Origin of the sequence: Paraburkholderia unamae, from assembly GCF_003268775.1 — a bacterium.
In the GTDB taxonomy this organism is placed as follows: Bacteria; Pseudomonadota; Gammaproteobacteria; order Burkholderiales; family Burkholderiaceae; genus Paraburkholderia; species Paraburkholderia unamae.
In genome coordinates, this window is the sequence record NZ_QLSU01000016.1 from 175,300 (window position 1) to 188,569 (window position 13,270).

Here is a 13,270-nt window from a genome sequence, read left to right on the forward strand (position 1 = left end):
TGCGCCCGGCCGCCGCGCTCAGATGAACGGGTCCGCGTTGGGCAGCCCGAGCGCCACCGCGCCGTGGGCGCGGATATAGGCGTCGGTGTTGTTGGCGATGTGGCCGCGCGCCTGATGGATGTCGCGGAAAATGCGCTCCACGGCGTTGCCCTTGTACATGCCCGAGCCCGCGCTCGCGCGCAGCAACTCGTTGGCGTGCTGGGCGCAGAGCTTGGGCACGAGCGCCGATTGCGCGCGCTGCATGAGACGTTCTTCCACGGGCATGGCCGTGCGCGTCTTCGCGCAACGCGCGACGTTGGCGTAATTGCGCAGCAGCACGAGCGTGAGCTGATCGACCGTCATCATGGCTTCGGTCACGGCCGTTTGCGCGTTCGGGTCCTCGGCCGTCTTGCCGCCGTGCTTGCCCACGTGCGCGGCGGAGCGTGCCCGGAAGCTCGTTACCGCGCCTTGCAGCGCGCCGATGCATGCGCTCGACACCGCGCGCTGGAACATCTGCGTGAACGGCACGCGATACAGCCAGCCCTCGTTGATCTCGCGCCCCGGGCAGCCCGCGTCGCTGTGATCGTTGGTGCGTTGCGTGCGATGCTCCGGCACGAACACGTTCTCGACGACGATGTCGTGACTGCCGGTCGCGCGCAGCCCGAGCACGTCCCAGTTCCCGACGATCTTGAAGTCGCCGCGCGGCAGCAGGAACGTGGTGTGTTCCATCGCGCCGGAACCATCGCGTTTGGGCAGCAGGCCGCCGAGGAAAATCCAGTCGGCGTGCTCGCAGCCGCTCGAAAAGCTCCAGCGGCCCGAGAAGCGAAAGCCGCCTTCCACAGCTTCGGCCTTGCCCGTCGGCATGTAGGTCGAGGCGATGCGCGTGGAGGCGTCGCGCGCCCACACGTCCTGCTGCGCCGCTTCGGGAAAGAGCGAAAGCTGCCAGTAATGCACGGCGATCACACCGTAGATCCACGCCGTCGACATGCAGCCTTCGGCAAGCGTCATCTGGATCGTGTAGAACACGCGCGGATCGAGCTCGCTGCCACCCCAGCGGCGCGGTTGCAGCACGCGAAAGAGGCCGGCTTCGGCCAGCTCGCGCACGGTTTCGTCCGGCACCCGGCCCGCGGCTTCGGCGGCGGTGGCCCGCTCGGCGAGACGGGGAATCATGGCTCGCGCCCGCTCGATCAGGGCAACCGCATCGGCGGACAGGTAGTCGTCGCTCACTGCACTCATTTGTGCTCCTCAATACTCTCGTGTTGGCCCGTATGGATGTCCGTGAGAACCCGCCTGGCAGCGGGGTCTCCGGCCTGATGACATGCTCCCATCGCCCCCCGTGGCACTCATCGTCTGAATGGACTAACGGGCGCACGCAGGCGGGACGGGGGTTCTAGTCCGTCTGGGGGATTCGTTTCACGGCCCGGCGCGCGACGCTAGCGACGATCATTCACACCCGCTACATCGCCATGGACAAACCCACTTCCCCGTTCGATCCGAGCGGCTTTCGCCGTGCGCTCGGCATGTTCGCCACGGGCGTGACGATCGTCACCGCGCGCGCCGGGGACGGCGCGCCTGTCGGCATGACCGCCAACAGTTTCAACTCGGTGTCGCTCGACCCGCCGATGGTGCTGTGGAGCCTCGCGAAGTCGGCGCGCAGCCTGCCCGTGTTTCACGCGGCGGAGCACTGGAACGTGCATATCCTCGCGAACGAACAGAACGATCTGGCCAACCGCTTCGCGCGCGCGGGCGAGGACAAGTTCGCCGGGCTTGCGCTCGAACCCGCGCTCGCCGATGCGCCGTTGCTTGCCGGATGCGCTGCGCGCTTTCAGTGCCGCACGGTGTTTCGTTATGAGGGCGGCGATCACATTATTTTTGTGGGCGAGGTGATCGGGTTCGATCAGTCGGAGGCCGCGCCGCTGCTTTATGTGAGTGGTGAGTATGCGCTCGCTACGCGTTTGTCCCGGCCGGTGGCTACCGATGCCGGTGCGACGAATGCCGGTGCCGCGAATGGCGGTGCCGCGCCGTTTACCGAGGAGTTGCTGGGGTATCTGCTCGGGCGCGCGCATTATCAGTTCATGTGGAGCTTTCAGCGCACGCTGGACGAGCTTGGCATCTCGCATGGCGAGTTCTTCGTTTTGTCGCTGCTTGCCGTGCGCTCGGGGCTCGATGTCGCGGAGATCGCGGCGCATACGGCTTATACCGGGATCGCGGCCGATGCGGAACTGCTCTCGGGTATGTGCGCGCGCGGCTTGCTCGCGGTGAGTGACGATGCCGTCGCGCACTATGCGCTCAGCGATTCAGGGCTCGCGGCGTCGCGGCAAGTGCTGGCCGCCGCACATGCGGTCGAGGCCGCGCTCGTCGAGCAGCTTGGGCGGCGCGAGGCCGCCGGGTTGCGGAATCTGCTCAAGCATCTTATTCGGGCTTCTGATCCGGGTTTGCCCGTGCTTTGGGGGGCCGGTTTGTAGTGCCTTTTTTTTGCTTTTGCGGGGGTTTTTTTTGTTGTTGTCGTGGTTCGTAGGGCGTTGGCGTTTCCTTGCTTTCGTGTCGGTCTGCCAGCGTTGCCCCTGTGCGGGGCGGCACCTACTTTTCTTTGCAGCGGCAAAGAAAAGTAGGCAAAAGAAAGCCGCTCACACCGCTAACGCCTGCCACCGTTCACCTCGCGCCGCCCCAGATAGTGGCTCCGGAGCGTCCGTCACCCCGCACCCTTGAACGTAGTGACAAAGGGCTCATCCTTCCGGCGGCGCTACGCGCCCCGAAGGGCATAACACAAACCACAAACCTCGCGTATGCAAGGCGGGTTTCCCTTGCAGACCTTTCCGCGGCGCGCGAAGCGAGCAGCGGGAAGTATGACTGCCTTGTCACTAGGTTCGAAGGTGCGAGGTGACGGACGCTCCGGAGCCACTACCTGATGCGGTGCGGGGCGAACGGTGGCGGGCATTAGCGGTGTGAGCGGCTTTCTTTTGCCTACTTTTCTTTGCCGCTGCAAAGAAAAGTAGGTGCCGCCCCGCACAGGGGCAACGCTTGCAGACCGACACGAAAGCAAGGAAACGCGAAAAAAGCCGCCAAAAAAAACAGCCACACTTTTTAGTCCTTCCAGACGATGCGCCCCCCGCCACAGCGCGGAAATCATACCCACTACCACCCAACTCCAAAGATCACACCCATGCCAACATCCCACCCCATCCCCGAGGGCCACTACGCCGACACTGCCACGGGCTTACGCATCCACTACCACGACATGGGCGCGGGCCAGCCCGTGATTTTCCTGCACGGCGCGGGCGGCGGCGCGAGCGGCTACAGCAACTTCAAGGGCAACTACCCCGAGTTCGCGGCGGCGGGATTCCGCGCCATCGTCCCGGATCTACCCGGCTACGGCCTTTCCAGCAAGCCCGACCTGGAGTTCTACGACCTCGACTTCTTCATCTCCGGCATCAAGGGCTTGGTCGATGCGCTAGGTCTCAAGAATCTCGTGCTGCTCGGCAATTCCCTCGGTGGCGCGGTCGCGCTAGGCTACGCACTCGCCTACCCCGACGAAGTCGACCGCCTGATCCTCATGGCGCCCGGCGGCGTCGAAGACCTCGACACCTATCTGGCAATGCCTGGCATTGCCAACATGTTCGAGATCTACCGCTCGGGTCTGACCGGCGCCGATGCCATGCGCGCCGTCATGACGAAGCAGCTCTACGACCCGTCGCTCCTCACCGACGAAATCATCAACGAGCGCGCGCCGATCGCCGCGCTGCAAACGCAGGCCGCACGCTCGATCCTCAAGGTGCCGAACATGACCGCGCGCCTCGGTGAACTGCGCGCGCCCGTGCTCGGCTTCTGGGGTGTGAACGACCTGTTCAATCCGGCAAGCGGCGCAACCCGTCTCACCGATCACTGTCCGCAAGCGCGCGTGATGCTCGTGAACCGTTGCGGACATTGGGTTCAGGTGGAGCACCGCGAGATGTTCAACCGCACGTGCATCGACTTCTTGCAGCACGGCTAAACCCGTCCCCTTTCGTAGAACGAGTCAGGAATACATCACATGAAGAAAATCCGATGCGCGCTGATCGGCCCCGGCAATATCGGCACCGATCTGCTCTATAAACTGAAGCGCAGTCCCGTGCTCGAACCGGTCTGGATGGTCGGCATCGATCCCGACTCCGAAGGCCTGCGCCGCGCCGCCGAAATGGGCCTGAAAACCACGGCCGAAGGCGTCGATGGTCTCGTGCCCCACGTGCTCGCCGACAACATCCAGATCGCCTTCGACGCAACCAGCGCCTATGTGCACGCTGAAAACTCGCGCAAGCTCAACGCGCTCGGCGTCCTGATGATCGACCTCACGCCCGCGGCGATCGGCGCGTACTGCGTGCCGCCCGTGAATCTCGCCGAGCACCTGGACAGCGGCGCGATGAACGTGAACATGGTGACCTGCGGCGGTCAGGCCACCATTCCGATGGTCGCGGCCGTTTCGCGCGTGCAGCCGGTCGCCTATGGCGAGATCGTCGCCACGGTGTCGAGCCGCTCGGTCGGGCCCGGCACGCGCAAGAACATCGACGAATTCACCCGCACCACGGCAGGCGCGGTGGAACGCGTGGGCGGCGCACGCGAAGGCAAGGCCATCATCGTGATCAATCCGGCCGAGCCGCCGCTCATCATGCGCGACACGGTCCACTGTCTCACCGACGACGAGCCGAAGCAGAAGGAAATCGAGGACTCCGTGCACGCGATGATCGAAGCGGTGCAGCGCTACGTGCCCGGCTACCGGCTCGTGAACGGCCCCGTGTTCGACGGCAAGCGTGTGTCGATCTATCTGGAAGTCGCGGGCCTCGGCGACTACCTGCCCGTCTACGCGGGCAATCTCGACATCATGACGGCCTCCGCCGCACGCACCGCGGAAATGTTCGCAGAACAGATCATCGGCGGCAAGCTCACGCTGCAAGGCACGCCCGCGTGACGCGCGCGTCCATCCGACCACAGGAAACTCGTTCACCATGACACTGCAAGGCACGAAAATCACCGTCCACGACATGACGTTGCGCGACGGCATGCACCCCAAGCGCCACCAGATGTCGCTCGACCAGATGAAGGCGGTCGCCGCGGGGCTCGACGCCGCCGGCGTTCCGCTCATCGAGGTCACGCACGGCGACGGACTCGGCGGTTCGTCGGTCAACTACGGCTTTCCCGCGCATAGCGACGCGGACTATCTCTCCGCCGTGATTCCGCTCATGCAACGCGCGCGCGTTTCCGCGCTGCTGCTGCCGGGCATCGGCACCGTCGATCATCTGCGCATGGCGAAGGATCTCGGGGTGCAGACGATCCGCGTCGCCACGCATTGCACCGAGGCCGACGTGTCGGAGCAGCATATCGGGCTCGCGCGCAAGCTCGGGCTGGATACGGTGGGCTTTCTGATGATGGCGCACATGAACAGCCCCGAAGGACTCGTCAGCCAGGCCAAGCTGATGGAGAGCTACGGCGCGAACTGCATCTACGTCACGGATTCGGCCGGCTACATGCTGCCCGACGACGTGCGCGCGCGCCTGAGCGCCGTGCGCGACGCGCTGCGGCCCGAGACCGAACTCGGCTTTCACGGCCACCACAATCTCGCGATGGGCATCGCCAACTCGATCGCCGCCATCGAGAGCGGCGCGCGCCGCATCGACGCGGCCGCAGCCGGTCTCGGCGCGGGCGCGGGCAATACGCCGATGGAAGTGTTCGTCGCCGTGTGCGAGCGTCTCGGCATCGAAACGGGCGTGGGCGTGTTCCGTATTTCGGATGTGGCCGAGGATCTCGTCGTGCCGTTGATGGACACGCCCGTGCGCATCGACCGCGACTCGCTCGTGCTCGGCTATGCAGGGGTCTATTCGAGCTTTCTGCTCTTTGCCAAGCGTGCCGAGAAAAAATACGGCGTGCCGGCGCGCGACATTCTCGTCGAGCTGGGCAAGCGCGGCATGGTGGGCGGCCAGGAAGACATGATCGAAGACACCGCCATCACGATGGCCCGCGCCCGCGCGGCCTGACGCCCGACGCTGAACCAACGATAAAACGCCCGTTCCTCTCGCGAGGAACGGGCGTTTCCATTTGCATGCGCTTCAGTAACCCTTCGATCCGTTCAACCAGCGCGTGCGGCCCGCTACGCCACGCAGCGCGTTCACACCCACGGGCACGAGCGACGAAGCCAGTGCAAACGCGAACACCGGCGCGAAGCTGCCGGCCGCGAGCAGACGGCCTGCAAGCCCCGGCCCGACCATCGAAGCCAGCGCAAAAGCGGCGGGCACGAGCACGACGGCCCGCCCCGTGGCATCGCTGCGGGCGATCTCGGCGGTTTGCAGCACGCAGCCGCACGTAAACGCGAACTCCCAGCTCCACGCGCCGAGCGCGAACAGCCCGAAGCCGGTTGCGTTCGCGAGCAAGGCGAGGCCGAGCAACACGAGCGCCGTCGAGGCAACCAGCGGCACAGTGCGGCCGAAGCGCTCGCCCGCGATCGCCGTGGCGAACGCGGCGAGGCCGCCGAGCAGCTTGAGCACGGCGAACACCAGACCCTCGCTCGCGGGCGCGATATGAAGCGACGCGCCCACGCGCTCCAGAAACGCCCACAGCCCGATATTGCCGACGAGGAACAGAAAGAACGTAAGCAATGCAAAACATGACGCGCGCGGCAACGCGCGCAACGGACCGGCCGCGCGGTTTGCCGCGACGAGCGGCCGGCGCGGCAAGCGCACGGCCGACGCCGCGAGCATGACCACCACCAGCGCGAGCGCCACGGCCGCGCCCGCGAAATGCCAGCGCGCGATCACGAGCGGCGGCAGCGCGAACAGCACGGCGGCGGTCACCGATAGCTCCGTGCCCTGGCGCACGCCGAACGCACGCACCTTGTCGGGCACATCGGAGAGCACGCGCATGCCCAGACACGTCATGGTCGAAGCGAAAAAGCCGATCAGCGCCCACGCGGCGTACATCACGGGCAACTGTTGCACGGCAGCGGCGAGCGCGAATGCGCCCGCCGTGCCCGCCGCACTCACGAGCGTGAGCACGCGCCAGTCCAGACGGTTCATCCACACCGGCGCGCCGAGCGTGCCCGCGAGATACCCGGCGAAGCACGTCGAGCCGATCAGGCCCACCGTGCGCGGCGCATATCCATAGGAGTCCGCAAGGCTTCCGAGCAGCACCGGCAACGAATTGAACGGCAGGCCGCCGATCGTCGAAGCGAAACTGGCGGCCAGAATCGCGACGAAGAGCGCCCTGCCCTTGACAGGCATGGTCATGACGACACCTCGAACGGCCTGCGGGGCCTTACATGTAGAGAATCACGAGATCGTTGATGACCGAGGGGCGATCCTGGCCCACCACGTGCACATTGATCTCCATCGTCATCTGCACGCCCGACTTGACCTGCTCGACGGCGGCGACGCGGCAACGCGCATGGATACGGCAACCCGAAGGCACGGGCGTGGCGAAACGCAACCGGTTCGAGCCGTAGTTGACCATGTTCGTGAAGCCAGTGACCTCGAACGTCATCGGCAGCTTGAGCCGGCTGATGAGCACCTGCACGAGCGCGCCGTGCGCGATGGTCGTGCCGAACGGGCCTTCCTCGCGCGCGCGCTTCGGGTCCGTGTGGATCCAGTAGTCGTCGCCGCTCAGCTTCGCGAACTCGTCGATCACCTGTTGCGTGACTTCGAATTGCGTCGACCAGTCCGAGAACGTGTCCGACACGAGCGATTTGAGCGCGTCGATATCCTTGCAGTCGATCTTGCGCTTCGGCGGCGCGTTTTCCAGCACCGCCTCGTTGCGGTCCTGCGCGGCGGACTCTTCGCGACGCGCTTCGATCACGCGCGGCTGGTCCGAGCCTTGCGAGGTATAACGCAACAGCGTGGCCTCAACGGGCCGCTCGTCGAACACTGGACGCACGCGCATGCCGATGGCGATCTCGCTCTCCTTGACGCCGACGAGCGTCGTATTCACATGCGGGCCTTCGTCGAGCGCCACGACCGCGAGCAACTGCGGCATCTCGTCGGTGAATTCGGGCAGCGTGGGCACGCGCGCGATCGTATAGGTGTACAGCGTGCCTTCGCCCGACACGTCCCGCCATGCGAGCCGCGCGGACGCGCACGAGGGGCAATGCGCGCGCGGAAAGAAGATCCAGTGCGCGCAGCTCTCGCACTGCTGGATGCGCACCGTGTGCGCCTTGAGCCCGTCCCAGAAGGGCGCGGAAATCGGCGTCGGCTGCGGTAGTGGTTTATTCCATGTCATTGTCACGCCCCCTTGAGAATCAGCGCGCCCTGCTCGCTCATCACGCCGCCCGTGCCGGAGACGTACGCCAGATCGTGCCGCGCCAGTTGCCGCGCGTCGGCGCGGCCCTGGATCTGCTGCACGGCCTCGATCACCTGTGTCATGCCGCCCGCGCTCGCCGTCTGGCCGAAGCTCAACTGGCCGCCGTGCGTGTTCATCGGGAAGTCGCCCTTGAACGTGAGGTCGTGCTCGCGCAAGAAGCGCATGCCCTGACCCTTTTCGCAGAAGCCCGCGTCTTCGAGCGTGAGCATGGCCGTGATCGTGTAGCAGTCGTAGACCTGCGCCATGTCCATGTCGGCGGGCTTCAGACGCGCCATCTCGAAGGCGCGCTTCGACGCGGGGCCGATGGGTGTGGCCAGCATGTCGGCCGCGTAGGTGGGCGACTTGCTCTGCACGTGCTCGCCGCAACCCACCACCTGCACCGCGCGATGGCGGCAGTCGCGCGCCATGTCGCTGCGCGCGACGATCACCGCCGCGCCGCCCGCCACCGGCATCACGATTTCGAGCATGCGCAGCGGCTCGGCCACCATGCGCGAGTTGAGCACGTCCTCGACCGTGATCGGCTGGCCGTGAAAAATGGCCTGCGGGTTGTGGCACGCATTGAAGCGCTGCGCCACGGCGATTTGCGCGAGCGCGGCGGCGTCGTAGCCGTAGGTCGACGCATAGCGCTGCGCGATCATCGCGTAGCCCGTGTTCTGCGCCATATGACCGTAGGGCAGGTCCATCTCCGCTTCGGGCGCGCCAAAGCGCGTGCTATGGCCGCCGTAGCGCGAGGCGCGCATGACTTCGGCGGCGTGGTCGTCGCGCGGGCCGACCGGCGCGAGGCGGGCCGGAATCACGCAGAGCACCGCATTGCACAGGCCCAGTTCGATGGCGGCGGCGGCGCGCCAGATCATCGCGACCGAACTCGCGCCGCCCAGGTCGACGACCTCGGCGAAATTCAGGCGCACGCCCAGATATTCGCCCGCCATCGCGGGCACGAACATGCCCGCCTCGTGAAACTGCGGGCCGACCGTCGCGAGACCGTCGATATCCTGGAGCGAAAGCCCCGCGTCGGCGAGCGCCATGCCCGCCAGTTCCGCCACCTGCTCCAGATGGAACATGCGCGGCGCCGTGCTGTACTTCTCCGGCTTGTACTGGGCCGCTCCGACAATCGCGGCCTCTCCTCTCAATCCCATGGTGTCCTCCTGGTGCCATCACCCGACGTTCGCGCCACCGGGCGGCGAATCGCGTCCGGGCCTGCAACAGCCTAGTTTTACGCGCCGCGCGTGCACCGGCCATCGTCTGATTTGACTAGGCGCGCCGTCGATTTTTTTGTCAGTCCAATGCCGCCTTGCCCGCCCGGCTAACCCGTTCGGACGATGCCGCCCGCCACCAGTCGGAAAGAATGATCCCAAACTGCCGGCCGTGCCGGCCAGCGATTCCAAACCAGGAGACATCGATGCGATTAGCGGTTGGCGTCACCGTGGCAGCCATGATAGCGGCAGCCGCGGCTTACGCGATTTCCCCCCGGCACACGCCGCCCCTGAAAGACACGCGCGTGCCGCTCGCGCGCATGCAACTCGACACGCTCGCGCGCTCGGCCGCCGGCATCGTGGCCGGCGGCGAGCTGGGCCATATCCTCTACTCCGCCGACCAGGGCGCGCACTGGCAAAGCGCCCAGCTCCCGGAAGACCGGCACGCGCTCATCAACCAGATTGTCTTCGCCACCGACAACGTCGGCATTGCCGTGGGCCACGAAGGCTGGATCCTGCGCACCGAGGACGGCGGCAAGCGCTGGCGCGAAGTGGCCTTCGACGCCAAGGGCAACGGCCCGCTCATGAGCGCGGCGCGCGTTGCGCCGGGACACTGGATCGCCGTGGGCGCGTTCGGCCTCATGATGCGCTCCGACGACGACGGCCTGCACTGGCAGCCCTTCACGGTCGAAGGCGTGGGCGACCACCACCTGAACCGCATTGTCGGCGCGCCGGACGGACGGCACTGGATCATCGTGGGCGAGCGCGGTCTCGTGATGCTCTCGGACGACGCCGGCGCGACCTGGCGCATCGTGCCGCCGTTCTACAACGGCTCGCTGTACGGCGCCGTGGCGGACCCGGCGGGCGCCGGGAGCTGGCTGGCCTACGGCATGCGCGGCAACGTGTTCCGCTCGCTTGACGGCGGCCAGAGCTGGACGCGCGCCGAGGCGCCGGGGCCCGTTTCCCTGTTCGGCGACGCGCGCGCGGCCGATGGCGAACTGCTGCTCGCGGGCCAGGGCGGCATCGTCTTCGGCAGCCGCGACGGCGGCGCACATTTCTCCATGCTGCGCCACGGCACGCGCCTGACCTTCACGGATCTCCTGAGGAGCCCGAACGGCTGGCTCATCGCCAGCGACGGCGGCCTGCGCGCCTACTCGCCCGATCTACAGCGCGAGCTTGCCGCGCCCGACGAACAACTCGCCCAACACGCCCAACACGCCCAACGCGACACAGCAGACCAACCGACTTCCGGAGCCCGTCAATGAACGCCGAACAACCCGACCTCCGGCCCGCCCATAACCCGAGCAGCACCGGCAACGCCAGCCGCACCGCGCGCGTCATCGACGCGCTCGCGCGCCGCCTGATCGCCTGGCGCACGCCGATTGCCGTGATCTTCCTCGCGGTGACCGTCGCGCTCGGCTATTCGGCCACGCGCGTGCGGCTCGATCCGGGCTTCAACAAGCTGATCCCGCTCGAACACCCCTACATGAAGGCGTTTCTCGAGGAAGCGAGCACCTTCGCGGGCGCCAACCGCATACTCGTGAACGTGCACTGGAAAGGCCAGGGCGATATCTACAACGCCGAATTCATGCGCACGCTGCGCGGCGTGACCGACGCGGTGTTCTTCACGCCCGGCGTGAATCGCGCGCAGGTGTACTCGCTGTTCACCTCGAACGTGCGCTACACCGAGATCACCGAAGACGGCTACGTGGGCGAAGTCGTGATTCCTTCGCGCTTCACCGCCGACGCCCAGGGCCTCGCGGAAGTGCGCTCCAACGTGGCGAAGTCCGGCCAGATCGGCTCGCTCGTCTCGAACGATCTGAAGTCGGCGATGGTGCGCGCCGATCTGCTCGAAACCGACCCGCAAACCGGCAAGCAGCTCGCCTACGCCGACGTGGCGAAGAAACTCGAAGCCATTCGCGCGAAGTATTCAAGCCAGGATATCGACATCAACATCGTCGGCTTCGCCAAGATCATTGGCGACGTGATCGACGGCCTCACCACGGTTGTCACGTTTTTCGCCATCGCGTTCGGCATTACCGCGCTGCTGCTCTGGCTCTACTCGCGCTCCATTCGCTTGACGCTCGTGGCGCTCGCCGTGGCATTGCTGCCCGTGGTATGGCTGCTGGGCATTTTGCCGATCATCGGCTTTGGCGTCGATCCGATGTCGGTGCTCGTACCGTTCCTCATTTTCTCGATCGGCGTGTCGCACGCGGTGCAGATGACCAACGCGTGGAAGCAGGACGTCGCGCGCGGCATGCCCACGCGCGCCGCCGCCGAAAACGCGTTTCGCAAGCTCGCCGTGCCCGGCACGCTCGCGCTGCTCACGAATGCGCTCGGCTTTGTCGTCATCATGCTGATCGACATTCCGATCGTGCGTGAACTCGGCCTGACCGCAAGCCTCGGCGTGATGCTGATGATCATCACCAACAAGATGATGTTGCCGATCATTCTTTCGCATTTGCGCGCCACGCCCGCCCAAACGCAGTCCGCCGCGCGCGAGGGCGCGAGGCGTGACAAATGGTGGACCGTTTCGGCGCTCGCCGAGCCGGGCCCCGCGCTCGTCACGCTCGTCATCGCGCTCGTGCTGCTCGCCGTGGGCACGCTCTACTCGCGACACCTGCAAATCGGCGACATCGGCTCGGGTGCGCCCGAGTTGCGCGCCGACTCGCGCTACAACCGCGACAACGCCGCCATCGTCCAGAACTATTCGATCGGCATGGACGTGCTCTCGGTCTACGCGACGGTCAAGAACGTGGACGAAGCCTGCCTCGACTGGCACACGATGAGCACCATCGAACGATTCGACCTGTATATGCGCGGCGTGGACGGCGTGCAGTCCGTGCGCTCGCTCGCGGGGGCGATGAAACTCATGGCGGCCGGCAACAACGAGGGCAATCCGCATTGGGGCGCGCTGCCGCGCAGCCCGCGCGCGATGCGCACCGGCGCGCGCGCAGCCAATCCGGAGCTGGGGCTCAATACGGAAGGCTGCAATAATATGGATATCGAAATATTCCTGAAAGACCACCAGGGCGCGACGCTCAAGCACGTCGTGGCGGAGGCGAAGAAGTTCATCGCCGCCAATGACGATGCCAATGTGACGTTCAGCCTCGCGGGCGGCAATGCCGGCGTGGCCGCCGCCACCAACGAAGCGGTCGAGCACGCCGAGGCCGAAATGCTCGCGGCCCTCTTCGGCGCGATCGTGCTGTCGTGCTGTATCACGTTCCGCTCGTGGAAAGCGGTGCTTTGCATCATCTTGCCGCTCGCCGTGGTCTCCGTGCTGTGCAATGCGGTGATGGCGCTGCTCGGCATCGGCCTGAAAGTGGCCACGCTACCCGTGGTGGCGCTGGGCGTGGGTGTGGGCGTCGATTACGGCATCTACCTGTACGAGCGGCTGCAACACGAGATCGACGAGCGCGGCGCGAGCCTGCGCGAGGCGTATTGGCAGGCGCTGCGCCAGCGCGGCACGGCGGCCGTGTTCACGGCGGTGACGATGTCGATCGGCGTGGGCACGTGGGCGTTTTCCAGCCTCAAGTTCCAGGCGGACATGGGCGTGCTGCTCGCGTTCATGTTCATCGTGAACGTGCTCGGTGCGATCTTTCTGTTGCCCGCGCTCGCGTGCTGGCTCGATGTGGGCGCGCGTCGCGTGCCGGCCGCCGCCGCGCAAGGCGGCGCGGCCAAGCCCGCGTTGCGCGACGCGACGGAGGCTTCGCGCTAAGGTTTCACGGGCGGCCGGGCCTGCGCGGACCCGGCCGCCGTGCACGTTTTTCTGGGCGCCGAAT

The 13,270-nt window shown here is 66.3% G+C and carries 10 protein-coding genes; 6 read left to right on the forward strand and 4 right to left on the reverse strand.

The annotated features are described in order from the left end of the window. Window positions 1–18: 18 nt before the first annotated feature. A complete protein-coding gene (locus C7401_RS25455; protein WP_112174191.1) occupies window positions 19–1,215 on the reverse strand; it encodes an acyl-CoA dehydrogenase family protein in 1,197 nt (398 codons plus the stop codon). Between the two features lie 230 nt (window positions 1,216–1,445). Here C7401_RS25455 and C7401_RS25460 point away from each other — a divergent pair, with 230 nt between their 5' ends. From C7401_RS25460 to dmpG, 4 genes are all read left to right on the forward strand, one after another. Then, a complete protein-coding gene (locus C7401_RS25460; protein ID WP_112174192.1) occupies window positions 1,446–2,444 on the forward strand; it encodes a flavin reductase in 999 nt (332 codons plus the stop codon). A 698-nt stretch (window positions 2,445–3,142) separates the two neighbouring features. Next, window positions 3,143–3,970, forward strand: coding sequence for an alpha/beta fold hydrolase (locus C7401_RS25465; RefSeq protein ID WP_112174193.1), 828 nt, complete (start codon window positions 3,143–3,145; stop codon window positions 3,968–3,970). 39 nt (window positions 3,971–4,009) lie between these two features. Continuing rightward, window positions 4,010–4,921, forward strand: a complete 912-nt coding sequence (locus C7401_RS25470; protein ID WP_112174194.1) for an acetaldehyde dehydrogenase (acetylating) — start codon at window positions 4,010–4,012, stop codon at window positions 4,919–4,921. A gap of 37 nt (window positions 4,922–4,958) precedes the next feature. Continuing rightward, entirely contained in the window at window positions 4,959–5,984 is a 1,026-nt protein-coding gene (dmpG, locus tag C7401_RS25475) for a 4-hydroxy-2-oxovalerate aldolase (RefSeq protein WP_112174195.1), read from the forward strand. 72 nt (window positions 5,985–6,056) lie between these two features. Here dmpG and C7401_RS25480 read toward each other — a convergent pair whose 3' ends face one another. From C7401_RS25480 to C7401_RS25490, 3 genes are read right to left on the reverse strand one after another with little or no spacing between them, the layout of a single operon-like run. Then, window positions 6,057–7,229, reverse strand: coding sequence for an MFS transporter (locus C7401_RS25480; protein ID WP_181565687.1), 1,173 nt, complete (start codon window positions 7,227–7,229; stop codon window positions 6,057–6,059). Between the two features lie 28 nt (window positions 7,230–7,257). After that, on the reverse strand, window positions 7,258–8,214 hold the full coding sequence (locus C7401_RS25485; protein WP_112174196.1) for a bifunctional OB-fold nucleic acid binding domain-containing protein/MaoC family dehydratase: 957 nt from the start codon (window positions 8,212–8,214) through the stop codon (window positions 7,258–7,260). A gap of 2 nt (window positions 8,215–8,216) precedes the next feature. Beyond that, complete coding sequence (locus C7401_RS25490; RefSeq protein WP_112174197.1) at window positions 8,217–9,431, reverse strand: thiolase family protein; 1,215 nt, start codon at window positions 9,429–9,431, stop codon at window positions 8,217–8,219. 263 nt (window positions 9,432–9,694) lie between these two features. Between C7401_RS25490 and C7401_RS25495 the strand changes: the two genes are divergently transcribed. Beyond that, window positions 9,695–10,753, forward strand: a complete 1,059-nt coding sequence (locus C7401_RS25495; RefSeq protein WP_112174198.1) for a WD40/YVTN/BNR-like repeat-containing protein — start codon at window positions 9,695–9,697, stop codon at window positions 10,751–10,753. Further along, complete coding sequence (locus C7401_RS25500; RefSeq protein ID WP_112174199.1) at window positions 10,750–13,206, forward strand: efflux RND transporter permease subunit; 2,457 nt, start codon at window positions 10,750–10,752, stop codon at window positions 13,204–13,206. Before C7401_RS25495 ends, C7401_RS25500 begins: the two co-directional genes overlap by 4 nt. Window positions 13,207–13,270: the final 64 nt, after the last annotated feature.